The sequence below is a fragment of the Rhizobium sp. FY34 genome, from assembly GCF_005222845.1.
Classification (GTDB): Bacteria; Pseudomonadota; Alphaproteobacteria; order Rhizobiales; family Rhizobiaceae; genus Neorhizobium.
On record NZ_STFZ01000012.1, the window covers coordinates 95443 to 118277 of the forward strand.

Genomic DNA, 22835 nt, shown 5'->3' on the forward strand with positions numbered 1-22835 from the left:
GAATGGTTAATCTTTCAAGGCATCAGCTCTTGCCGGAAGCCGCATCCCCGCCAATCGGATGGCGGTCGAACTGAGTGGCGAGCGCGGCCCGTGAATGAAGGTCCATGCCGGCGCCTTGCGCCGGACAAGCGCTCGGGCGGCGTTCTCATCGACACGAGCAAAGGACAGCGCCCGTGCCGCCGGCGATGACAGGAAGGACAGCGTTGCACCCGGCCGGTCGATGACGGCAATCGGCACCGTATCGGCAATATCGCGCCACTTCTGCCAGCGGTGAAAGGTCTGCAGGCTATCGGCCCCCATGATCCACACGAAACGGATACCCGGATTGGCGGCCACCACATGCGCAAGCGTCGAGGCGGTAAAGCTTGTCTGCAGGCGTTCTTCGAAGGCAGTCACCTTGATGCGCGGATCACGCGCCAGATTTTCGCTGAGCGCGATCCTTTCGCCAAGCGGCAGCAGCATAGAGCGGCTTTTCAAGGGATTGCCGGGCGTCACCATCCACCACAACTGGTCAAGGCCCAGCCGCTTCAGGGCGATTTCCGCCACCAAAAGATGCCCCGGATGCGGCGGGTTGAAGGAACCGCCGAACAGGCCGACCGCCATGCCCTTTTCCACATGCGGCATGGCAAGATAGCGATCGTGAGCCCCCCCTGCCCCCACGCCGTCAGGGCCGCGTCTGGCCGGTGCCATGCACGCGGTATTTGAACGAGGTCAGCTGCTCGACGCCGACCGGGCCACGCGCATGCATCTTGCCGGTGGCAATGCCGATTTCGCCCCCCATGCCGAACTCGCCGCCATCGGCAAACTGGGTCGAGGCATTGTGCAAGAGGATTGCCGAATCAATCTCGTTGAAGAAGCGCGCAACAACCTGCGGATCTTCCGCCAGCACCGCTTCGGTATGGTTGGAAGAATAGGTGTTGATATGGGCAATCGCCCCGTCAATACCGTCCACCAGCGTGACCGAGAGAATGGCCTCCAGATATTCGGTGCGCCAATCCTCTTCCGTCGCAGCCTTGAGGCCAGGCACCAGGGCCTGCACATCCTGCGAGGCACGGATTTCGCACCCCTTGGCGATCAGCGCCTGAAGGATGGGGGCAAGATGCGTCGATGCCACCTTGCGATCGATCAGCAGGGTTTCGGCTGCACCGCAAATGCCGGTGCGGCGCATCTTGGCATTCACGACCACCGAAACGGCCATATCAAGATCTGCGGAACCATCGACATAGATATGGCAAAGCCCTTCCAGATGCGCAAAGACGGGAACGCGCGCTTCCGATTGCACGCGCGCCACCAGGCTTTTGCCCCCACGCGGAACGATCACGTCGATTGCCCCCTGCAGGCCAGACAGCATGGCGCCGACAGCCGCGCGATCGGCAATAGGCACGATCTGTATGGCGTGTTCCGGCAGGCCGGCCAATGTCAGGCCTTCCACCAGGCAGCGATGGATCGCCTGCGATGAATGGAGCGAATCCGAACCGCCGCGCAGGATGACGGCATTGCCGGCCTTCAGGCAAAGTGCGCCAGCATCGGCCGTCACATTGGGGCGGCTCTCGTAGATGACGCCGATCACGCCAAGCGGTGTGCGCACGCGCTCGATCTTCAAGCCGTTGGGGCGCTCCCAGGCGGCAATCACGCCACCGACCGGATCGGGCAAAGCGGCAATGGCGCGCAGGCCCTCGGCCATGTCGTCAACCCGCGTTTCGTTGAGCGTCAGGCGGTCGATGAAGGACGGCTGCAGGCCCTTGTCGGAAACGGATTGAAGATCCCGCGCATTGGCGGCAAGGATCTCGTCCTTTGCAGAAATAATGGCATCGGCGGCGGCCAGCAGCGCACGATTCTTCGCTTCTGATGTCGCAATCGCCAGATGGCGGGCAGCCTGCTTTGCCTGGACACCGATCTCCAGCATCAGCGTTTCGACATCCGATACGGTGACTTTATCCAGCATGGGCCGCCCCCTTTTCAATCTTGCTCTTCGTCGTCTTCGTGAGGTTCGGCCCGGTCATCACCAGATCATCGCGATGCACCATCGCCGCACGCCCCGGATAACCAAGGATCGCCTCGATCTCGCTCGATTTGCGCCCGGTGATCTGGCGCGCCTCCTCCGCATCATAGCTGACCAGTCCACGGGCAATCTCGCGCCCCTGCCCGCCGATGATCGCCACCGTATCGCCGCGGCTGAACTGTCCCGATACCGTGCGCACTCCGGCCGGCAGCAGGCTCTTGCCGCCGGAAAGCGCCTGTTCGGCGCCTTCATCCACCATGAGTTCGCCAGCCGGCTGCAATTGGCCGGCAATCCAGGTCTTGCGGGCCGTGACAGGCGTGCCGGACGGCGCAAACCAGGAAGACCGCGCCCCCTCCTCGATGGCCTTCAGCGGATGATCCGGCTTGCCGGAGGCGATGATCATGGCACAACCGGCACCGGTTGCGATCTTGCCCGCATCGATCTTGGTGCGCATGCCGCCGCGTGACAGCTCAGACGCAGCACCTCCAGCCATCGCCTCAATTTCCGGCGTGATGGAGTGGATTGTGTCGAGGAAGTTTGCATCAGGATCAAGATGCGGCGGTGCCGTGTAAAGCCCGTCGATATCCGAGAGCAGAACCAGAAGATCGGCGCCGGTCATGGTGGCGACGCGCGCCGCCAGCCGGTCATTGTCGCCATAGCGGATCTCGGAGGTCGCCACCGTATCATTCTCATTGATGATCGGCACCGCACCCAGCTTCAGCAACTGGTTGATGGTGGCGCGCGCATTGAGATAGCGGCGTCGCTCTTCCGTATCGCCAAGCGTCAGCAGGATCTGGCCAGCGACGATCTCGTCGCGCGACAGGCTTTCCGACCAGGCACGTGCCAGTGCAATCTGGCCAACGGCTGCCGCCGCCTGGCTTTCCTCGAGCTTCAAGGCACCGGCCGGCAGACCAAGCACCGTTCGGCCAAGGGCAATAGCACCGGACGATACGACCAGCACATCGATCTTCTGAGCGCGAAGGTCTGCGATATCAGCACAGACGGAATCGAGCCAGGCCGATTTGAGGCCTGTCTTGCGATCCACCAGAAGCGCCGAGCCGATCTTGATGACAATACGGCGGTGTTTTGCAAGCGATTTGCGCGGCATGTCAGTCCTCGTCTTGCGCGTCGTCTTGCACCTCGCCGGCGCTGCGATCCGGCAGCGCCGTATCGCCCTTGGACGCAACGATAATGTCCCGCAGGGCCCGCTGCACCTCCAGCATGCCCTTGTTGATGGCTGCCGAAATCAGCATGGGTGGGCGCCCGCAGGCCTTTTCCAGTTCCTTGGCCTTCTTCTTGAGTTCTTTCTCGTCCAGCACATCGATCTGAGACAAGGCAACGATCTCCGGCTTGTCGATAAGACCGCCGCCATAGGCTTCCAGCTCGTGCTTCACCGTCTTGTAGGCCTTACCCACATGCTCTTCCTGGGCAGAAACCAGATGCAGCAGCACGCGGGTGCGCTCCACATGGCCGAGGAAGCGGTCGCCGATGCCTACACCTTCATGCGCGCCCTCGATCAGGCCGGGAATATCGGCAAGCACGAATTCGCGGCCATCGATGGTAGCGACGCCCAGATTGGGATGCAGCGTGGTGAACGGATAATTGGCGATTTTCGGCCGCGCACGCGTGACGGTTGCCAGAAACGTGGATTTTCCGGCATTCGGCAGGCCGACGAGACCGGCATCGGCGATCAGCTTCAACCGCAGCCAGATGGTCTTTTCCTCGCCCTCGAGACCGGGATTGGCCCAATCCGGCGCCTGATTGGTGGACGATTTGAAATAGGCATTGCCGAAGCCGCCATTGCCGCCGGCCGCCAGCCGAAAGCGCTGGCCTTCCTTCGTCAGGTCGCAGATGAGCGACTCATTGTCTTCCTCGAAGATCTGCGTGCCGACCGGCACTTTCAGCGTCACGCCCGCGCCATTGGCGCCGGTGCGGTTGCGGCCCATGCCATGCACGCCCGTCGCACCCTTGAAATGCTGCTGGAAGCGGAAATCGATCAGCGTGTTGAGACCGTTCACGGCCTCGACCCAGACATCGCCGCCGCGCCCACCATCGCCGCCATCCGGTCCGCCGAATTCGATGAATTTTTCGCGGCGGAAGGAGACCGCACCTGCGCCACCGTCACCGGATCGGATATAGACTTTTGCCTCGTCGAGGAATTTCATGGGTTTTGCCGTTCGTCGTGAGTGTAATCGGGCCGATACCCGGATGGTGACCGGGTTTTTCGATATCGCCGCTTGCCGTCAAGGTCAAAGATTATCGACATTTTCCTTCGTCCCGACCCTTTGACGTATCCAGAACGCGTCATCCGGACGCATTGGAGGCGAAGCGGCAAGCCGGATCGCCCCGGCCTGCCTATTCTTCCGCCGGTTTTTCACCCGGACACCGGGTTGCACAAACCACCCGGCTTCAAGCGTGTTTCGATATGCGCCCCCATGCGGTTGCGCGCCAGCGAAAACACCTCACCGCTACCGACCACCTGAAAACCCAGCTTTGCCTGAATGCATAAAGATGCCGCATTATCGGCAAAGGCACCGGAATACAGATCCACATCCGGCATGCGCCGCACAAAGCGTTCGATTGCGGCAAAGGCTGCTTCGCTCATCAGCCCCTGCCCCCAATAGAAGCGGTTCAACCAATAGCCGAGATGCCAGTGACCATTGCGCAATTCCAGGCCGACGCAGCCGATATGCACCCCGTCGCCTTGCGTGATGGCCAGGTTCCAATCCGGCATGACGCCGGATATCTGACTGTTCAACCAGTCGCGCGCATCATCACGACTATAGGGAAGCGGCACGCGTGAGAGCATGCGCGTCACCTGCCAATCGTTGAGCGACTGGGCAATGGCATCCGCATCGTCCATTGTGTGGGGCCGCAGCAACAAGCGAGCGGTCCTGACCACAGGGCAGGGGCCGAGCCGGCGCACGGTATCCGTCAAGCGGTTAAGAACGGCAGCACTCATCGCATTTCCCCCCAGCTCTTCAGCGACATCCAGGTCTTGCGATCCAGACGGAACCACTCGACCGCCACCATGCCGCCCAGCGCCAGCGAGGCGACCATGCCCGACCCCTGAAACTGGAAGCCGCACTTCTGGATGACGCGCCGCGAGGCAATGTTGGTGACCCGGCAGCGGGCGTCGATCTGGTCAATGTCACGCGTGCGAAACGCCATGTCGATCAGCGCATGTGCCGCTTCCGTGGCAAAGCCCTGGTTCCAGTGGGGTTCGCCCAGCCAGTAACCGAGTTCCAGCGTCTGATGATCTTCGTGATGCGGCTCGAGCGCGCAGCAACCGAGAAAGGCGCCGTTATCACCTCGCGTAATGGCATAGACGCACTTGCCAATCTCGCCGGCTTTTGTGCGTCGCACAAAATCGGCTGCATCCGTCACCGTATAGGGATGCGGCATACGCGACACCATGGTCGCAATATTGGCATTGTTGGCGAGATGGGAAAGGGCGTCGATGTCTTCTTCATGGGGGGCGCGCAGAACCAGTCTCTGCGACAATAAGACAGGGCAATCGCTCCGTAACCGCTGCGGCCTCAGCCGCTCTTCGGGCGACCGGCTCCGGTCACTCCGTAATAATTCGCCTTGCATGTTCAGTCCTCCTGATCGGGGGGTAAGAAAAAAGGGGAGTTGGGTGGCGCCCCATCTCCCCTTTTTTCAGACTGAACCTTGTGCGGGTCGTCAGCCGGGTCGATGTGACGCCGGCTGTTTTACGCGCTCCGGCAAGATTATTCCGCGGCTTCCGCTTTCGGCATGACGGACACGAATACGCGGCCGTTAGCCTTCGTACGGTAGTTCACATTGCCGGCGGTGAGTGCGAAAATGGTGTGGTCCTTGCCGAGGCCGACATTGGCGCCCGGATGCCACTGCGTGCCACGCTGGCGCAGAATGATGTTGCCGGCGATGACGGTCTCGCCACCGAACTTCTTCACGCCAAGGCGCTTGGATTCAGAATCGCGACCGTTGCGCGAGGAACCGCCAGCTTTTTTATGTGCCATTGGAGTTCTCCTTTAAACCTTCGAAAACCTAGTGAAACCGGATCAGGCGACGATGTCGGTGATGCGAACGACCGTGTGGTGCTGGCGATGGCCGCGAATCCGCTTGGAATTCTGACGACGACGCTTCTTGAAGGAGAGAACCTTCTTGCCACGGTTATGCTCGACCACTTCGGCCTTGACGGTGGCGCCAGCCACGAAGGGCGCGCCGAACTTGGCATCGGCGCCTTCGCCAATGACGAGAACTTCGTTGAACTCGACCACATCGCCAGCTGCAACATCGAGCTTCTCGATGGTGAGAACGTCGTTTGCCGCTACGCGGTACTGCTTACCGCCGGTCTTGATGACTGCGAACATCTTTTATCCTTTCATGTTCGATCCGGCTCTTCCTGCCTAATCAGGGCAAGAGGCCGTCTTTTTATCAGTCCACATTTGAGCAGGATCACAAAAGACGTGTCTTTCCGGTGATCTGCCGGTGAAACCAGGCCATGAGGGCCTAGCAATTCCATGTCCGGACGGATTACCCCATACCGGAACGCGTGGGGGATAATTCAGCCCCTGTCATGTGTCAAGGAAAAAGACTGGAATTGCTACGATTTCGCCCTTGCCACCCGCCCCGTTCATCGCTATGAGACAGCCCGCGCCTAGAGCGCCGACCAGATTGACCGGAGAGGTGGCTGAGTGGTCGAAAGCACCGCACTCGAAATGCGGCATACGGGCAACCGTATCGTGGGTTCGAATCCCACCCTCTCCGCCAGGTTGTGTTCACTCTCCGCCAATTACCTGCAAGACCTTGGATTTCCTCGCAAAACCTCTGCTCGCCAGCGGCCCTTGAGGAGTGAAGATCATGCAGGTATCGCGCCCGGTACACCTTCCGGTACACGTCGGGGTATCGCCCGAGCCGTCGAATCAGACGCCGTCTGCAAAGCCCAAGGGCAGGGGGCCTGGTCCCTACCTCGCCAAATCAGGGTCCGTTTACATCTTCCAGATTAAGATGCCGAAGACGAGCGGCGGCACGCGTGCCATCCCTCCCTTGCGGCTCAGTCTCGGCGCCTGCTCTCACCGGCGCGCGAGACTCCTAGCCGACCTTCTGGCGGCGAAGGCCAGATTAATGTTCGATGAGATGAGGCACGGCAGAGGCATGCAGGACGACGACGACAGCGAGATGGGGGCACTTGAAACCGTCATCGAGATGAAGGGCGAACTGAAGGCCTATCTCCGGATGATCGACCGCTCGGACGCTCCGATCCCGGTTGCCGAACTGCAGAAGACCGCAGGCATCCGTGACCTCGTCAGCCTGAACCGGGAACTGGAACTGCAGGCCCGCGGCGAACCCTTTAATGAACTTGTGGTGGGCCACGCGGACATGCTGAAGCAGTCCGCCCTCGCAAAACTCTCGGCTTCGTCCGCGCTCTCGGACGGTGTGTCGAAACAGGTTCCGACCATTCCCCCGTCTACGGCATCGTCGTTGTCACAACGGGAGACGGATAGAGGACACGCACCCCCTCAACCCCTGCCGGATGACGACGGCACCCGTCGCGATGCTCAGGGGAGGCTCATTCCGGCCTTCGAGCTGGATCGCAGGACAGTTAAACGTCCGAGGTCGTCTCAGCCGAGACTGACCGATGTGATCCCGACATATATCGCCGCGCGACGCCTCGGAGGCGGAGCTAACATTGAACGCGATCTTTCGACAGCACAGAGTCGCCTCGCGCTATTTATCGAACTGATTGGCGACCACCCTGTCGACACGTATGTGCCAGCGGATCTTCAGGCCTTCGTCAATTACATGCAGTACTGGCCGGGTGACAATAATCAACGGGATCCGGAGCTCACGCCCTGGCAGGTCATCGAGGACAACAAGGATCTGCACCTGAAGCCCTTGGCTGAGAAAACGCTGCAGGAAGGCTATCTTGCGGTGATCAAGGCGGCGATCCGGTCGCATATCACCGCTGGCGGGTTCACGGACCCTTTCGCGGGGGCAAAGATCAGAATTCCAAAGACGGCGGCTAGCCCACGCAAGGCAACACCAATCGGCACCTCAAAGATGAATACCCTGTTCAGGACAGGTACCGAGTCCGGGCTGATGGAGGACATCATGCTGCCGCTCCTCGGTCATCTCACGTCTCGACGCCTGGGGCTGCTAATTCACTTGCGTGGAAATGACATCCGTGAACAGTTCCCAGATGTCTGGGTGGGGCAGGTGACGCGCCTTTCGCAGATTAATGGTGTCTGGACCACAGTCCCGGTCAAGACGCGGGACAGCGAACGTTACTTCGTGCTGCACGATTTCCTGAAGGAAATAGGCTTCATCGACTGGGCGAGCCGTCAGGGTTCGAATTTTCTGTTTCCCAACATCATGAAGCTTGTGGACCCTAGCAAGAGCGGCTCATCCTATATGCAGCGGCTATTCAAGAAGGCGGGCATCAAGCCCAAGACTGGCGAAGAAAGCGTAGGCCGACGCGAGGTGTTCCACTCCCTTCGAGGCGGGAATATCCAGGATATGCGTGACTCGGGCGTCGATCCGCGCGAACGCCGTGTCCAAGCGGGACACAGTGCCGGTACCGACGAGCATGATCTCTACGGCTTCGACGTCGCAACAGAAAAGGAAGCGCGCAAGCTGAAGACCTTGCCGCTCGATCCGGAGATCGACTACTCGATCTTCAGAGGACTGGATTTCGATGACATTGCCAAACGGAAGCGTGTGGCGGGACCGCCGAAGCGGAAATAATTTCCCCCTCAATGAACGGTAAAGCGATGATCGTGTCGGGTACCCCGCGGGCCAGGGTCCCGCGAAGGCCTTTTCCGGCTAGTCTTCTGGCAAACTGCGATTCTCAAGGGAGGAAACAATGAGCCGTAGCATCATTCTGGTCGATCCGCTCCCCAGGACACTTGAACTGATTATGGAATCCTCCGTGAGGGCTCGCCTCGAAGCGCTGGGAGAGGTGATCGTATCAGAAGATCGTCCAATGTCCGCAGACGAGGTGGAGCGGTATCTTCCCGATACGGTGCTGATACTCGGCCAGACCGATATGCCAAAGAAACGGCTCGACAAGGCTCCCAAGCTGAAGGCCATCATCAATGTCGAGTCGAATTTTCTGCCGAACATCGACTATCAGGCGTGTGTCGAGCGGGGGATATGGGTGATTACGCCTGCCTCGGCATTTGCGTCCCCGGTGGCGGAAGCGTCTCTGGCGATGGCGCTTGACCTCGCGCGCGGTATTACCGCAGCGGATCGGGACTTTCGTCGGGGCACCGAGCGGTACGGCCTGGAGGGGAATGCGAACACCTTTCGCTTTGCCGGAGCGCCCGTGGGGATCATCGGCTTTGGCGATCTCGGACGAGAGCTGCGCGAACTCATTCGTCCGTTCAAGAATAAGGTCCGCGTATTCGATCCATGGCTTCCCAATGAGATCGTAAAACGACTGGATTGTCAGCCCTCGACGCTTGAACAGGTCCTGCGGGAAAGCCAGGTGGTGTTTGTCTTTGCGAGCGTTACTCTCCAGAACCAAGGGTTCATCGGAAAGAATGAGTTCGCCATGATGAAACCCGGGGCCGCTTTCCTCCTCATGAGCCGTGCTGCTCTCGTCGACTTCCCGACTATGATAGAGGCCGCCGAATCGGGGCACATCAAGGTCGCAACGGACGTTTTCCCAGAGGAACCTGTCGCTGCAGACGATCCTGTTCGAAGAGTCCCGGGCATTCTTCTTTCTGCCCACAGAACGGGCGGCACGCGGGACGCATTCTATGCCTTGGGATCCATGGCCGTTGCCGATGCAGAGCTGATCATGAAGGGATTGCCGCCGCAACTGTGTCGGCGTGCCGATCCGGCGACGGCCAGCATGCTGCGGTCGAAGCCGGTGACTGTGTCCTGAGGGCTTGAGATGCCCGCCTAAGCACGACCAAGGAAACATGCGCCCGCCGCTGACCGGACAAGCCGGGCGTCGCACTCTGCAAATCCGATTCAGAATCAAACGGCGTTTTACGAAGTAATGGGGGGAGAAGTCGTTATCCCATGAAACCCCGTTAGGCGTTGGGTCGGCCTCGTCGAGCAAGCAGCTCCGGCAACAAATGACCAGTGGAGAACGGACGCTCAAACCTCATCGTCGGCGCCGTCGGGATAGATCAGGTGGATTTTCCTACGGAACGGCGAGCCGCCTGTCCGATACTTGGCGACAAGATCGTCGAACACCGCATCGCATTCGCGCTCATCGAACCCCTGATCCGTCAGCATCGAGACGATCTTATTCTGGAACTTCTCGAGTTCCATCTGCTGATCCTTGTCGATCGCCCGCCGGATCAGCCAGAACAGCGCAACTCTCGCGACGTCATCTCTGTCAGGCCGCTTCGCCCTTCTGTTGGCATCACGAAGTGCCTTCTGTCGCTGCCTTGCTGCCTTCTGGTTCATGATGTTCCTTCCGATCCTTGACCTTTTCAATGGTCACGGGACCGGCCTGCCGGCGCAAGCCTTGTTCGGCTGAATCGGAAATTTCGAATTTTGAATCGACAGCGCGGAACAATGAATCAAATGAGCGCAATTTGTTTCGAGTTGCGGGCACGTTATCTCACGTCAAAACGACCTGTTCGGCCGCGAACGGCGTTGATGAATCAAAGTATTCGAATTCCGAATCAAAAATCCTGTGTTCGGAATCAAATGAGCGCAATTTGTTTCACGTTGCCGGAGACTTGATGTGAGTTGCCGACAACGTGCCACACGCCATCTCAAATCACCTCACATCATCCCCATGGTGTCCGAGGTTCCAGCCTTCCCATTTGCGAAGGGCATCAAGTGCTGGGATGCCTTCACCACGCCGCTCCTCGGCCGCATGACTATCACCTTTAGGGCGGTGGATCACCGTCCGTCAGGATGCGCAGCACCGCCATCTCATCCATCGCCTGGGCATCGAATAGCGCCTTTGCGAGGGCGTGGAAGGTCGGCCTGCGCCTCCTGAGGATCGTCGCTGCCCGATCAAGTGCCGCCTCCAGCCTGGCATGAACCCTATCCGCCAGTTCGGGATCACGGTCGAACACTGTGCCCGGATAGCGATGCGGGCGATAGATCAGCGGATACTCAGGTCCGAAGCCAAGGGTGCGCTCCATGTCGAAGGCGAGGCGCGTGGCCCGCGCCAGATCGCTGTCGTCACTGCCTCCGGAACCACTCGAGACACGTTTGAGCACCAGTTGCTCGGCAGCCCTTCCGGCCATCAGCATGGTCAGCATGTTTTCGTACCAATCACGGGTATCGGTCGCCCAGGCGTGGAAGCCGACGAGATTATAGCCGCCCTCTGCCGTATCGATGTTGAGACCGCGAACAGGTCCGAGATCGAGAGCATGATGGACAACGGCATGACCTGCCTCGTGGAAGGCGAAGCGCCAGCGCAGATTATAAGGTACCGGCGGACGATGGCCGCGGATGCCGTCTTCGATGTCCTCATAGCGGATCGCCCGCTTACCGCGGCGCGCCTTCAATCGCGCCTCCCGGACGATGCGCTCGATATCCGCACCCGTTAGCCCCATCGCCCGCGTGGCGAGTCGCCTCAGGATTTCGTCGACGGAGTGGTCCGGCTGTGCGGTGGCTACCGCCGGGACGCTATTTTGTGGTTCAGTCATCGGCGGGCTCCCTTCCATTCACTTTCTGCGTCTTCCTCCAGATAGTCGGCAACGATCTTCCTCAGCGAGAATCCGTCCTCGGCTTCCGACCGAGTTTCTGGTACTGGCTCCCGGATCAGCGCCATCACATCGTCGCCGAGATGATGAGCCAGGATTTCGGCCAGCGTCGGGATATCGGGCCTGGGAATTTCGATATGAGTCTCCAGCCGCCCTGAGCGCTTGATCGCCTCGTCGATATGATCGGGGCGGTTGGTGGCACCAACGACGATCAACCCTTCGTTTTTGACCGCGCCATCGAGCAGCTCCAGTGCCTTGTTGACGATGGTATTCCAGTAGTCGGCGTGTTCACGCTCTGCGGGCTGCCTTTTGCCGATGCCGTCGATCTCGTCGATGAACAGGATCGCCGGCGCCATGGCCCGCGCCTCGACAAACGTCTTCGCCATCTTGTCGATCACGTCGTTCAGATGTCCGCCCTGCAGCCAGGTCGATACGGATGTGACGACCAGGGGGATTTGCAGGCTGTTGCACAGCGCACGGGCAAAGGTAGTCTTGCCGGTTCCGGGCGGGCCAGACAGAAGGAGCTTGGTGCTCATCTCCGACCAAGCGAGGATACTCGCCAGGTAATCATCGAGGTCCGCCTTGAGATCAAGCGCCCAGTCTTTCGCCTTGCCATAACCTGAGAGGGCCTCAACGGTCATTAGCGGCTTGTGACCGATCGCGCCCATCGTCGGCATTGGCTCCGGCTGGATCACCTCGGCGCCCGAAGGCTTGTCCTTCTTCCAGCGGCCGCTGTTTTCGGTATTGGACGGCTTCGGCTTGGCGTCTGACCCTTTTTCCTTCTCGGTAGCGGTCTTCGACGATCCCGACCCAGATGCGTCGCCGTCACCTTCGTCGCGCTCCCGGTCTTCCTCGTCAAAATCGCGGCGATAGCGTTCGATGAGCATGGCAAGGACATGCAGTACGTCCCTGATATGCCGCCCTGGACGGAAGGCAAGGACCAGATCCTCGAGCGACAACCAGCGCGCATCGGAATCCGACGGCAGGCCCAGCGTCTCGACTGCCACGTCCGGATAAAGCACCTCGACCAGATCGGCGACGAAGCTGCGATCAAGCTTTCCCGTTTCCAGAGGCAGGTCGGCGGCGATTTGCAGCAGCGAGGGAATGTCCGATCGCTTCTCCGCGATGGCGAGAACGGCCAAGTTGTGGGACAGAGCGCTGAGCATCCGCCGGCGCAGGGCCTTGCCTGTGACACGATGCACACCGGCACCCGAGAAAGTCATCAAGCGCCTGCGTGTCTCGCCTTCCACGACGTCGAACTGATTGTCGTTGAACATGTGATCAGACTCGATGACTGCAAACGGGCCGCCCGGCACCAGCCGGGTTTTCTCCAGCAGCCGCAGCACTTGCCCCTCGAAGCCATCGAGCGGCGCATGGAGGGTGATCACCGGTGTCATGCGGGTCAGCGTATAAACGATCTCCCGCAGCGAGCGGCCGCTGCTGCGTACCGCACGCGCCAGAACCAGGGTTGCAACGATGTGACTGACCAGTGGCTGAGCGGCTGCGCGATCCACCAGGCCGACGGCGTAAGCGCGCCGATCGATTCCGTCATCCAGCACTGCGTCTTTCGCGATTGTGCCACGGCGCGCCCGCGGCAGGACCACGAGTTGCGCGGCGAGCGGCGGATGAACGATCCCGGCGGTCACAACACTATCGCCACCAGAGCCGGTTGTCGGATTGCCGGTTTCCTTCGGTGGGACAAGCCAGTCACCAAAATTGCGCCGGAACCAGATATCGTCACGGATCGGATCGCCGCTCAGCCGCGTCGTGTCGAACGTCGGGCTGTAACGGCAGGTGCGATGACCATCGACATCGACGATCTTGCTTTCCAGCAAACCACGGCGGAGTGCCATTCGGCGTGCCTCGCGGCGCGCAAGATGCCGAAGACGGCGAACAAGCAGTCGGGCGAGCTTATCCATCTGTGCGCTCTCCCGTCTGCGCGGCATTAATTGCCGTGTGGGCCTCTCGTACCGGATCGCGCCGACGCGTCCGACCGCGCCGCCGCACGTCAATGCCACCGGGCTTCGGGATACGCGCCAACACACGCTCGCGCGGCGAACGGCGTGGCGGCGGAGAGCCGCTCGGAGGAAAGACCGAAGCCGAACCAGTCGCCAGAGTCAGGCTCAGGTGTTCATTCCTGGACCGACCGAGATCCCGATTGCGGTTCTGCAGCCAGTCGAGCAGCAGGCGGCATGCCGCATTGCCGCCGTCGGCAGTCGCACTCAACCGCAGCATCAGAGGCTCAGGAACATGGCCATCCAGCAGAGGACCTTGCCGGACGCAGGCGAGAGCCAGGCCGATCAGAACGGCGGCGTCGTCGCGATCGCTCTGACCATGGCTAAGGCCCGCGGACTGCATATGAGAGAGTTTCGCAAATGTGCCGTGAAGGCAGGGCAACGCGAGGGTATCGGTCGTGACCGCTTCGCAGATGAAGCCGGTCACAGACGGGCTGTGGGTATCGATGGACATGACTGTCTCCTCGCCGGAGCGCATCGGCATCCGGCGTTCATGGAATGGAAGATGAAGGAAGCCGGCAACGCGCTTCAGGCGCGGCCACGATCAGCGTCGTTAGGCTGGCGGGGCGTCAGTGCCGGCGCGGACGGCGGGCAAAGCCGACCCGGATACGGACGGGCTCCGGCTCGTCGTCATGATCCTCGTCGAAGCAGTCGAGATGGTCGTGACCATTGTCCTCGTCCTGCGCGGCCATCACCCGCTCTTCTTCGTAAGTGCGGGCGGGACCGTTCAGCGCGATCAGAGGCTTGGCAAATACGGCCGAGGTAGTGGCCGCGTCCGACACGGCCACCGCCACGACACCGAGAGCCTTACGGGCTTCAACTTCCAGAAGCTGCTGCACGCGTCGACCGAAGCGCAGGCGCAATTCGGCCATACAGGCCGCAACACCGTCGATTTCCAGCAGGTCGTCGATCTCCGACAAGGCCCAGATGCCGTTGGCATGATCGCTCGGGCGGCTGGCGCCATCGACGTTGGCAACTTCGACCGTATCGACCATCAAGCGCTTGTGGTTTTTATAGAGCCAGTCCGGCAGCACCATCGCCGAGGCCATCATTTTCAGCTTCAATTCTTCCAGACGGCTGGTGTCGCCATACGACGCCAGCGAACGCTTCAAGTCGAGGATGTAGGCCAGGTGCTTTGCGCGATTCACAAGGATCAGGTCCGGCGTATAGCTGCCCTTCGCAGGTGCCTCGCAGTCAAGCTTCACGCCGTCGAGGCTTGACCAGTCGTTTCCGGAGACGGCTTCAAGCGCCGCCTTGACGAGCGGCAACTTCAGCGACTGGGTCAAGACAAGAATGTTGGGATTGGCCTTCGCCAGACGCTCGACCGCCTGCTCCAGAAGCTTGCCCTCCCGGAACGAGACGGCGCGAACGAGCGAAGCGATGTGAACATAGTGTCCAAGGATGTCGTCTTGGACCGGTTCACCGTCGGCAATGGCAGCGATGGCGCGATCGATCAGCAGATCGAGATCGGCCTCGACTTCGGCGAAGCGAACGATATGCGGATGGCGGCGCAAAGCGACCGGTTCGCTGATGCTGTAGGCACCGATACCGAATGAGCGGTGGGAGAACATCGATGCCGCGGCGACAGTCGAACGAAGAACTTCCCCGGCAGGGGTAGAGAGAGTATGCGTGGTCATAGCCCGATTCCTTTGTACGAAGGCTGAGGGTCAGGCCCTTGGTAGCGTTGGCGCGCTGCCTTGGGCCGTTTTGTGTCCGGTCTTCCGAACAGCCTTACCCTGGCAGGACCGGGAGCCGGGCTCAAGGACCCGGGAGAGCAAAAAAGAACAAAGCCGGTACAAGGTTAACGCCGGGCTCACAAAGTCCGGGCCGAGGAACGCGTCCGGTGATCGCAACGGCGGCCTGCGTGATTCTGATCGACCTCATCAGGCAAAAGGAAAAGGGCCGACGTGCGACCCCTTCGAGTTTGGTGGCGAAGCTAACTCCGGCCTCTAAGTGCGCGCTAGCGCTAGGCGGCAGATGCAGTTACATCGTCGGCTTTGTTTACGTCCGGCTTCACGCGGTTAAGGAAGGCTGGACGTTTGAAGGCCTTCGGAGGCTCGGCCAAAGCTTCTGCCAGAGACGGAACCGAGTCTTCTGGAGGAACCTGCCTAGATGCAGCCGACGGCTCCATCGTGACTTTGGCCCCAAATGGCGCAAGCATGGCTTCGAGTCGCTTTACAGCTTCCGCTTCGACGGAGTCCCTTTCGGAGCCGGCAACGACCGAGACCTCGTCATCTTGCCGCCGCCGCTGATTGGCAGCCAGCAAGCTTGTGTCGACCAACGGTGTGGCTGCTGGCGAGATTGACGCCTTGTCGGCCTTTGGCCAGACAGGGTCCTTGGTTTTCGCCGAAGCCCACTCCAACAGTGGCAGGACTTCGTTTTCAAGCCATGTCCGGAGTTCTCCCTTTTCCGGCCAGGTGTCCGTGCCACCGATCTTGTGAAGCAGATTTCCGACGTCATTCCATCGGGTTTTCGCCGGAAGCTTGGTCTCCCAGATGACGTAGTCATAGTTCGGATTGGGCATGACAAACTGAGCAAGGCTTTCAAGCTCCTTGCGGGCAAGGCGGGCAGTTAAATGGATTTGAGCCGCAAGCGTCTTTTTGATCAACCGCTTCTCCAGAAGCGCCTCACTGACATGCGTGCGGATCTCCTCCAAGTGCCCAATGAAGGATTTGATGCCATCCCGGATCTTCATCGCGATGATCGCCTTGAGCCCATCAAGGCCGCCTACATCGTATGGATCGATCTGAGGTCCTGCCTCTGTCTCGTTTTTCGAGCCGGCCATAATCGCTGCGACGTCCTGCACCCTGAGTTTGCCGTTCTGGGCAGCGAAGCCGATAGCCTGCTCGATATGCTCTGGCTCAGCAGCGCTAAGCTTTCCGAGAACCGTCGGGCCGACGGCCAGCTCCACCAGGATCTCCCTGTAGCGATCGAGATTACGAAACACTGCGCGCTGTGTCCGGACGTGGCGGGCAGTATAGCCGCAGCGCTCGACGGCCCACTTTTCCAACGTTCCTTCCGGGAGCAGTTCGGCGGCGCGTTCAAGATGCTCGCCGAGCTTGAAGGTCTCCTCCGTCGTACGGCGAGAAACGCCGATGAGGAACATGGCCGTCTCTTCGAGCTGGTTCTTGATGTCTTCTGCGACAGCGTTGGTTTCGTAGAAGGTGTAGGCGGCGGACGAGAGAGCGGAAGCTTTGGAAGTCTTGTTCATGGTCATCTCCATGTAAGAGGGATATTCGTAGAAGCGAAACCGCCTTTACCCCTCTATTATCTCCGATTGACGAAAAACATGAAAGCAATCCAAAGTTTTGCAATAAATTGTCACCAAGCAAATATTCGATATGTGCGCTCAAAAATACCTACGCATACACAAATTTACTTACCATAAGATTCAAAATAAAAATTTTCCACTTCCGGCAACGCAAGTAGTAAGTACACTTAATACGGGCACTCCCCTTCTGCAGCAGGACTGAAACGGCTGGAACGTTCTGGTCTTTTCAAGTCGGCCTACCACCTGGTAACAGGGTCCCGCAGCCTGATTTGCAGAGTGAGAGCAGGTCCCTCCCATGGCGAAGGCCATACTCACCACGAAGATCGATCCGACCTACGACGATCTCCCGGAACAGCGGTACCATTTCCCGCGCACCTACCTGCGTCAGGTCGAGGCCGCGCGGGGAGACTGGATCGTCTACTATGAGCCCCGGCGGCCAAGCGGCGACCTGATGAAGACGGGTGGCAAGCAGGCTTATTTCGCGACAGCCCGGATCACCGACATCATCAAGGATCCGTCAAAGGCCGACCATTTCTATGCGCTGATTGATGACTTTCTGCACTTCGATCATCCAGTGCCGTTCAAGGAGGCCGACCACTATTACGAGAGCGGTCTGCGCAAGGAGGACGGCTCAACGAACAAGGGGGCCTTTGGGCGCGCCGTGCGCAACATCCCGGATGAGGAATATGATCTGATCCTCGCTGCCGGCTTCGCGCATGTGCTCGGGCGACGGAATCGCGAACGCCCGGCGCCCGATCCAGCCGAAGAAGCGCGCCTCGGCTTTGGTGACAATCCGCAGATGCCATACGAGATCGACAGCATCGACCGCCGGATCGTCGCCCAGGTCGTGCAGCGTCCTTTCCGGGATAGGGCGTTTTCCGCAGCGATCAAGGCGGCCTATCACGACACCTGCGCCGTGACCGGCCTGAAGCTGATCAATGGCGGCGGCCGCCCGGAGGTCCAGGCCGCACACATCCGCCCGGTAGCCGACCGCGGCCCCGATAGTGTCCGCAACGGCCTCGCACTCTCCGGCACGGTCCACTGGATGTTCGACCGCGGCCTGATCTCGGTCGATGACGATTACAGCCTGCTGATCGCGAGTGGCGGCGTTCCTGATACCATCACGCGCCTCATCAATCCGGAGCGGCGCCTGCTTGTGCCCTCACGCCCGGACGAGCGGCCCCATTCACAGTTTCTGCGATATCACCGCGAGATGGTGTTCAAGGGGTGACGAGGCGGAAATCATTTCCGCAACCTCACCTGCTATGGCTGGAGGATATTTCCTTCAACAGAAGCTCCGCCTGGGCGAGCACCATCTGCACGGCCTCCTGCTCCAGGTCCGGCGGATATCCGAATTTCTTGAGGATGCGCTTCACCAAGATGCGCATCCTGGCGCGGGCACTTGCCTTATGCTGCCAATCAACGGTGACTGAACCCCGCATGTTCTCGACCAATTCGTGGGCGATCACACGCAACTGTTCGCTGCCCATGACCTCGACAGCCGTCTCATTGCCAGCCAGCGCGTCATAGAAGGCGATCTCCTCCGGAGAGAGGCCGAGCTCATCACCACGTGCCGCCGCCGCCTGCATCTCTTTGGCCAGCGCGATCAATTCCTGGATCATTTCGACCGTCGAAATCGCATTGGCGTGATACCGAGCGACAGCTTCCTCCAGACGGCGTGAGAAGGTCTTGGACTGAACGACGTTGGTTTTGGACCGGCTCTTGATCTCCCCGTTCAGAAGCTTCTTCAGAGCTTCCAACACGAGGTTCTTCTTTTCCATCTTCTGGACGTCCATCAGGAACTGGTCAGAGAGAATGGAGATGTCGGGTGACTGCAGCCCCGCAGCCTTCAGGATGTCCACGATCTCGGCATTGGCGACTGCCTGATTAAGGAGCTGTTCTACCGCCAGCGATTTCGCCTTGTCAGACATTTTGCCGGTGGCCGTCGTCTTCACAAGGGCGGCGCGAACGGCCTGGAAAAAGCCGACCTCATCGCGGATTTCGGTTGCCGCATCGCTAGCGGAAGCAAGTGCATAGGCCTTGCTCAACTCCAGAACCGCATCCTGGTATCGGCGATGCGCCTGCTTCTTGGCCTCCGGGCTTTCGACCTTTGCTGCTTCCGCCTGCTGCCACTTCAAGATCCAGTCGATGCCGTCTGCCAGCGCCTTCAGCCGTTCAACCGGCTTGCCCGTGACACCCGGGCTGTAGTCATGCCCGGTGAACATGCCCCGGACGATCTCGTATTTCTCCAGGAGGACGGCGACGGCTTCCTCCTCATCAATACCCGTCTTGTCGCGGTCGGATTGAGAATACTGCGCGAGTGCCTTCTTCAGGTTGGTGGCGATGCCGATGTAATCGACCACGAGGCCGCCTGGCTTCTCCTTGAAGACACGGTTGACGCGGGCGATCGCCTGCATCAACCCATGACCGCGCATCGGCTTGTCGATATACATCGTGTGCATGCAGGGCGCATCGAACCCCGTCAGCCACATGTCGCGGACGATGACCAGTTTCAGCGGATCATCGACCTTTCGCGCTCGCTTGGCGAGATCGTCGCGGCGCTTCTTGTTTCCGATATGCGGCTGCCATTCGAGCGGATCGGACGCCGAGCCGGTCATGACGATCTTGATTGCTCCCTTGTCGTCATCGAGGGAATGCCAACCGGGTCTGAGTGCGACGATTTCTTTGTAGAGGTCAACGCAGATGCGGCGACTCATGCAAACCGCCATGGTCTTGCCCGGCAGACCTTCGATACGTTTTTCCAGATGCTCGACCAGGTCGGCGGCAATCTGAGTCAAACGCTTCTTGGAGCCGACCAGCCGCTCAACAGTCGCCCACTGCGCCTTCTGTTTCTCCTGCTCGGTCAGCGTTTCGTCTTCGAGCATGGCCTCGATTTCGGCATCGATCTTCGGCTTTTCATCTTCGTTCAATTCGATCCGGGCAAGACGGCTCTCGTAGTAGATCGGCACTGTTGCGCCGTCTTCCACGGCGCGGCTGATGTCGTAGATGTCGATGTACTCGCCGAAAATAGCCGGTGTATTCACATCGGCTGCTTCGATCGGCGTTCCGGTGAAGCCCATGAAGGAAGCGTTCGGCAGCGCCTGACGGATATAATGGGCGTAGCCGTAGCGGCGCTGACCGGTCTCACGGTTCAGCTTGGAGTCGAAGCCATACTGGCTGCGGTGCGCTTCGTCGGCCATGACAATGACATTGCGGCGCTCGGTCAGGATCGGAAACACTTCCTCACCCTTCTCCGGCGTGAACTTCTGCACGGTGGTGAAAATCACACCACCGGACGCGCGGTTCAAAAGCCTGCGCAGATCGTCCCGGCTATCCGCCTGTTCCGGCGTCTGACGGATCAGATCCTTGCACAGGCTGAAGGTGCCGAAGAGCTGGTCGTCGAGATCATTGCGGTCGGTGAGCACGATCAATGTCGGGTTTTCGAGCTCGCGCGAGCGGACGATGAGCCCGCCCAGGAAGGCCATGAGCAGACTTTTGCCGGAGCCTTGCGTATGCCAGATCACACCGATCTTGCGGTCACCCTCGGGCTTGACCGCATCGATGGCGCTGGTGATGGCTTTACGGGCACCGTGGAACTGGTGGTAGCCGGCGATGATCTTGAACGGCCCCTCGCCCTTATCGCCGAACACCGTGAAGTCGCGGATCAGCGCGAGGAAGCGCTTCCTCTCGAACACACCGCGCAGCAGCGTGTCCATTTCGTAGGGGCCATGAGGCGTGAAATCGCCATCCGCCCCGGTGACCGACCGCCAAGGCATGAAACGCTCTTCATCTGCCGTAAGCGAACCGATGCGCGCCAGCATTCCATCAGACGCCACCATCACCGCATTGGTTCGAAACAGCGACGGGATCTGCTCCTTGTAGGTCTGGAGCTGGTTATAGGCGTCATGGATCGTTGCGTTCTCGCTCGCTGCATTCTTCAGCTCGATGATACCGAGCGGCAGTCCGTTGACGAAAACCATCACGTCCGGCCGACGCGTGTACTTGCCCTCGGCGACGGTGAACTGGTTGGTCACCCAGAAGTCGTTGTTTTCCGGCTTCTCGAAGTCGATCAGCCACAGCTTGTCGCCCTTCACCTCCCCATCACCAATGCCGAATTCCACATCGACGCCCTCGGTGATCAGGCGATGGATGCGACGGTTTTCTTCGATCAGTGAGGGCGTCTCGGAGATGGAAAGTTGGCGGATGGCCTGGTCTCGGGCATCTGCGGGAATGTTCGGGTTCAATCGCTCCACGGCAGCGGCCAACACATCTGAAAGCAGCACATCGCCATAGGCTAGACGGGCCGGGGAAGATCCATCGGGTGAGATGACCTGCGCGGGGTGATAGAGGTAGCCCAAATCCTGGAATGTCGAGAGAACGACTTCTTCGACGAGGCCTTCGGAGAAGCCAGAATGCGGATCTTTCGCTTCGGGCTGGCTGTAAAGGATATCGTCAGTCATTCCCAAACCTCAAAGCGTTCAAGGTCTCTTGTGGAAGCAATGGCTGCCAAGGCGGCGCGCATTTCCCGCCGTACATCGGCCTGAACACGCGGGGCGGTCTTGAGATCTTCAACCTCTGGCACGGACGCGAGCCAGACGATCTCAAATTCGCCCGGCGTCAGCCGCTCTACCTCAGCCTGAAGCAATCCCTCCAATGTTTCGTCCCAGACACCCTCATCGAAATAAGGCCCGTTCTGCTGCTCATGGCAAAACTCATCCCAAAGGCTGCGGTGGCGATAGTCGTCGCCGTACATTCCGGAAGCTGAAATCCGCTGCAAACGATGGATCAAACGTCTTGCGGCTCGCTGTTTTACTTCCTCAGCGAGATTGAACACAGCCGTCTGTGCCGCCTCCGAGAGATCGTAGGCATCAGACATCGCCGCTTCCCTCGGCCTCATAGGCACCGCTATCGCCCGAGGTCGCAGATACGTTCAGCTTCGAGACCCGCTTGTGAAAGGCGCGGTAGTAAGCCTCCAGCGTCTTTGATATCCAGGCAATCAGTTCCGGCCACGACGCCTCATCAAGGGGGTCGGTTACGCTCCTGTAGCTTACAATCCGGCATGCGCGGCGAGTGGGAAGCTCCATCCAGGCGGGAGCGTGTCCGAGTTCGGCTTCGATGGCAACCTGATCCGCCTTCAACTGACCGAAGAAGGATTTGGCATTCTCATCCCCCAGATAAAGCTCAACCGCGATGCGGCTTTTCTGAGAGTCGAGAATTGCACCAAGATGCATTCCGGTTCGGCCGATGGAATAGGTCGTCCAATGCTGCGGCCTCGGCTTGCGGGATCGCAGAAATGCATGCCCTTCAAGCGCCTTCTGAAGTGCGATCCAAAAGTCCAGTTGCAGCTTCTTCGTTTCAGAAAGGGCTTCACTTTCGATCCGCCGGCTGGCCTGGGTGATGGAGCGTGTCCATTCATTCGGCTTGGACACGATGTTGAACTTCGGTGCAGCGATGCTGTCACCAATACGCCAAAGCTCTACCTCCACCCCAAAGAACTTGAAGCGTTCATCGGTGATCTCGTTCAGCCAATCCAGCGCGGCGCGATGTTCTTCTGTAAACCGTGAGGCGATCCAGACAATGGTCACCGTCTGAAGACCGGCCGCATAGGTCAGCAGTTGGCCGAGATGGGAATGGTCCGTCCGCTCCAACTGGTTCTCGATCAGTACCCAGGAGTCATCGATCAAATCCTTGCAGAGTAGATCCGCCCGGAACGGACCCACTTCGCGCTCGCGGGCCTCAATCTCCAGCTCCATGCTTAAAGCTTCGGCAAGAGCCGTGATGTTTTCCGGCTGCGCGAGCCAGGGTGTGAAATCCTGGGACTCGGATTTCCAGATATCCCGAAGCTCCACTTTGTTTAGTCGTCCGAGCGTGATCAATAGTTC

Annotated in this window: 20 protein-coding genes and 1 tRNA gene; 4 read left to right on the plus strand and 17 right to left on the minus strand. The window is 59.8% G+C overall.

The genetic code is table 11. The features are described 5' to 3' along the window. Nucleotides 1-6: 6 nt before the first annotated feature. The 8 genes from E8M77_RS10360 to rplU form a co-directional block, all read right to left on the minus strand. A complete protein-coding gene (locus tag E8M77_RS10360; RefSeq protein WP_137130558.1) occupies nucleotides 7-690 on the minus strand; it encodes a nicotinate-nucleotide adenylyltransferase in 684 nt (227 codons plus the stop codon). Next, nucleotides 665-1945: a glutamate-5-semialdehyde dehydrogenase gene (locus E8M77_RS10365; RefSeq protein ID WP_170975817.1), complete on the minus strand. Its 1281-nt coding sequence runs from the start codon at nucleotides 1943-1945 to the stop codon at nucleotides 665-667. The genes E8M77_RS10360 and E8M77_RS10365 overlap by 26 nt, the downstream gene beginning before the upstream one ends. After that, entirely contained in the window at nucleotides 1935-3110 is a 1176-nt protein-coding gene (proB, locus tag E8M77_RS10370; protein WP_137130559.1) for a glutamate 5-kinase, read from the minus strand. The genes E8M77_RS10365 and proB overlap by 11 nt, the downstream gene beginning before the upstream one ends. A 1-nt stretch (nucleotide 3111) precedes the next feature. Then, nucleotides 3112-4167: a GTPase ObgE gene (gene obgE, locus E8M77_RS10375; RefSeq protein ID WP_137130560.1), complete on the minus strand. Its 1056-nt coding sequence runs from the start codon at nucleotides 4165-4167 to the stop codon at nucleotides 3112-3114. Between the two features lie 209 nt (nucleotides 4168-4376). After that, nucleotides 4377-4964: a GNAT family N-acetyltransferase gene (locus E8M77_RS10380; protein WP_137130561.1), complete on the minus strand. Its 588-nt coding sequence runs from the start codon at nucleotides 4962-4964 to the stop codon at nucleotides 4377-4379. Continuing rightward, complete coding sequence (locus E8M77_RS10385; RefSeq protein ID WP_137130562.1) at nucleotides 4961-5596, minus strand: GNAT family protein; 636 nt, start codon at nucleotides 5594-5596, stop codon at nucleotides 4961-4963. Before E8M77_RS10385 ends, E8M77_RS10380 begins: the two co-directional genes overlap by 4 nt. Nucleotides 5597-5733: 137 nt before the next feature. Beyond that, complete coding sequence (gene rpmA, locus E8M77_RS10390) at nucleotides 5734-6003, minus strand: 50S ribosomal protein L27 (RefSeq protein WP_137130563.1); 270 nt, start codon at nucleotides 6001-6003, stop codon at nucleotides 5734-5736. 42 nt (nucleotides 6004-6045) lie between these two features. Further along, entirely contained in the window at nucleotides 6046-6357 is a 312-nt protein-coding gene (gene rplU / locus E8M77_RS10395; protein ID WP_137130564.1) for a 50S ribosomal protein L21, read from the minus strand. A gap of 310 nt (nucleotides 6358-6667) precedes the next feature. Between rplU and E8M77_RS10400 the strand changes: the two genes are divergently transcribed. The 3 genes from E8M77_RS10400 (at nucleotide 6668) to E8M77_RS10410 (ending at nucleotide 9875) form a co-directional block, all read left to right on the plus strand. Beyond that, nucleotides 6668-6757 (plus strand) — tRNA-Ser (locus E8M77_RS10400). Between the two features lie 384 nt (nucleotides 6758-7141). Next, entirely contained in the window at nucleotides 7142-8731 is a 1590-nt protein-coding gene (locus E8M77_RS10405; protein ID WP_137130565.1) for a hypothetical protein, read from the plus strand. 118 nt (nucleotides 8732-8849) lie between these two features. Next, nucleotides 8850-9875 (plus strand): hydroxyacid dehydrogenase, encoded by a 1026-nt coding sequence (locus E8M77_RS10410; protein ID WP_137130566.1) that lies wholly within the window; start codon nucleotides 8850-8852, stop codon nucleotides 9873-9875. 218 nt (nucleotides 9876-10093) lie between these two features. On the opposite strand, the gene E8M77_RS10415 is transcribed toward E8M77_RS10410, so the two are convergent. The 6 genes from E8M77_RS10415 to E8M77_RS10440 form a co-directional block, all read right to left on the minus strand. Further along, entirely contained in the window at nucleotides 10094-10408 is a 315-nt protein-coding gene (locus E8M77_RS10415) for a hypothetical protein (protein ID WP_137130567.1), read from the minus strand. Between the two features lie 431 nt (nucleotides 10409-10839). Beyond that, the gene (locus E8M77_RS10420) at nucleotides 10840-11610 is read right to left on the minus strand and encodes an ATP-dependent Zn protease (RefSeq protein WP_137130568.1); all 771 of its coding nucleotides are present in this window, start codon (nucleotides 11608-11610) and stop codon (nucleotides 10840-10842) included. Next, complete coding sequence (locus tag E8M77_RS10425) at nucleotides 11607-13586, minus strand: ATP-binding protein (protein ID WP_137130569.1); 1980 nt, start codon at nucleotides 13584-13586, stop codon at nucleotides 11607-11609. The genes E8M77_RS10420 and E8M77_RS10425 overlap by 4 nt, the downstream gene beginning before the upstream one ends. Then, a complete protein-coding gene (locus E8M77_RS10430; protein ID WP_170975818.1) occupies nucleotides 13579-14136 on the minus strand; it encodes a hypothetical protein in 558 nt (185 codons plus the stop codon). The genes E8M77_RS10425 and E8M77_RS10430 overlap by 8 nt, the downstream gene beginning before the upstream one ends. 115 nt (nucleotides 14137-14251) lie before the next feature. Beyond that, complete coding sequence (locus tag E8M77_RS10435; RefSeq protein ID WP_137130571.1) at nucleotides 14252-15319, minus strand: hypothetical protein; 1068 nt, start codon at nucleotides 15317-15319, stop codon at nucleotides 14252-14254. A gap of 329 nt (nucleotides 15320-15648) precedes the next feature. After that, entirely contained in the window at nucleotides 15649-16893 is a 1245-nt protein-coding gene (locus E8M77_RS10440) for a hypothetical protein (RefSeq protein ID WP_137130572.1), read from the minus strand. 355 nt (nucleotides 16894-17248) lie between these two features. Between E8M77_RS10440 and E8M77_RS10445 the strand changes: the two genes are divergently transcribed. After that, nucleotides 17249-18184: an HNH endonuclease gene (locus E8M77_RS10445; protein WP_137130573.1), complete on the plus strand. Its 936-nt coding sequence runs from the start codon at nucleotides 17249-17251 to the stop codon at nucleotides 18182-18184. A 25-nt stretch (nucleotides 18185-18209) separates the two neighbouring features. On the opposite strand, the gene E8M77_RS10450 is transcribed toward E8M77_RS10445, so the two are convergent. From E8M77_RS10450 to E8M77_RS10460, 3 genes are read right to left on the minus strand one after another with little or no spacing between them, the layout of a single operon-like run. After that, nucleotides 18210-21413 (minus strand): type I restriction endonuclease subunit R, encoded by a 3204-nt coding sequence (locus E8M77_RS10450; protein ID WP_137130574.1) that lies wholly within the window; start codon nucleotides 21411-21413, stop codon nucleotides 18210-18212. Then, nucleotides 21410-21829: a hypothetical protein gene (locus tag E8M77_RS10455; RefSeq protein ID WP_137130575.1), complete on the minus strand. Its 420-nt coding sequence runs from the start codon at nucleotides 21827-21829 to the stop codon at nucleotides 21410-21412. Before E8M77_RS10455 ends, E8M77_RS10450 begins: the two co-directional genes overlap by 4 nt. Beyond that, nucleotides 21822-22829, minus strand: a complete 1008-nt coding sequence (locus E8M77_RS10460) for a DUF4268 domain-containing protein (RefSeq protein ID WP_137130576.1) — start codon at nucleotides 22827-22829, stop codon at nucleotides 21822-21824. Before E8M77_RS10460 ends, E8M77_RS10455 begins: the two co-directional genes overlap by 8 nt. Nucleotides 22830-22835 lie beyond the last annotated feature (6 nt).

What these genes read in the sequence shown, in the direction of transcription:
- E8M77_RS10435 (WP_137130571.1), bottom strand. Translation starts at nt 15,319, where the DNA reads ATGACCACGCATACTCTCTCTACCCCTGCCGGGGAAGTTCTTCGTTCG.
- E8M77_RS10405 (WP_137130565.1), top strand. Translation starts at nt 7,142, where the DNA reads ATGCAGGACGACGACGACAGCGAGATGGGGGCACTTGAAACCGTCATC.
- obgE (WP_137130560.1), bottom strand. Translation starts at nt 4,167, where the DNA reads ATGAAATTCCTCGACGAGGCAAAAGTCTATATCCGATCCGGTGACGGT.
- E8M77_RS10365 (WP_170975817.1), bottom strand. Translation starts at nt 1,945, where the DNA reads ATGCTGGATAAAGTCACCGTATCGGATGTCGAAACGCTGATGCTGGAG.
- E8M77_RS10410 (WP_137130566.1), top strand. Translation starts at nt 8,850, where the DNA reads ATGAGCCGTAGCATCATTCTGGTCGATCCGCTCCCCAGGACACTTGAA.
- E8M77_RS10415 (WP_137130567.1), bottom strand. Translation starts at nt 10,408, where the DNA reads ATGAACCAGAAGGCAGCAAGGCAGCGACAGAAGGCACTTCGTGATGCC.
- E8M77_RS10440 (WP_137130572.1), bottom strand. Translation starts at nt 16,893, where the DNA reads ATGAACAAGACTTCCAAAGCTTCCGCTCTCTCGTCCGCCGCCTACACC.
- E8M77_RS10380 (WP_137130561.1), bottom strand. Translation starts at nt 4,964, where the DNA reads ATGAGTGCTGCCGTTCTTAACCGCTTGACGGATACCGTGCGCCGGCTC.
- E8M77_RS10445 (WP_137130573.1), top strand. Translation starts at nt 17,249, where the DNA reads ATGGCGAAGGCCATACTCACCACGAAGATCGATCCGACCTACGACGAT.
- E8M77_RS10450 (WP_137130574.1), bottom strand. Translation starts at nt 21,413, where the DNA reads ATGACTGACGATATCCTTTACAGCCAGCCCGAAGCGAAAGATCCGCAT.
- E8M77_RS10455 (WP_137130575.1), bottom strand. Translation starts at nt 21,829, where the DNA reads ATGTCTGATGCCTACGATCTCTCGGAGGCGGCACAGACGGCTGTGTTC.
- E8M77_RS10425 (WP_137130569.1), bottom strand. Translation starts at nt 13,586, where the DNA reads ATGGATAAGCTCGCCCGACTGCTTGTTCGCCGTCTTCGGCATCTTGCG.
- E8M77_RS10385 (WP_137130562.1), bottom strand. Translation starts at nt 5,596, where the DNA reads ATGCAAGGCGAATTATTACGGAGTGACCGGAGCCGGTCGCCCGAAGAG.
- E8M77_RS10360 (WP_137130558.1), bottom strand. Translation starts at nt 690, where the DNA reads ATGGCACCGGCCAGACGCGGCCCTGACGGCGTGGGGGCAGGGGGGGCT.
- E8M77_RS10420 (WP_137130568.1), bottom strand. Translation starts at nt 11,610, where the DNA reads ATGACTGAACCACAAAATAGCGTCCCGGCGGTAGCCACCGCACAGCCG.
- proB (WP_137130559.1), bottom strand. Translation starts at nt 3,110, where the DNA reads ATGCCGCGCAAATCGCTTGCAAAACACCGCCGTATTGTCATCAAGATC.
- rpmA (WP_137130563.1), bottom strand. Translation starts at nt 6,003, where the DNA reads ATGGCACATAAAAAAGCTGGCGGTTCCTCGCGCAACGGTCGCGATTCT.
- rplU (WP_137130564.1), bottom strand. Translation starts at nt 6,357, where the DNA reads ATGTTCGCAGTCATCAAGACCGGCGGTAAGCAGTACCGCGTAGCGGCA.
- E8M77_RS10430 (WP_170975818.1), bottom strand. Translation starts at nt 14,136, where the DNA reads ATGTCCATCGATACCCACAGCCCGTCTGTGACCGGCTTCATCTGCGAA.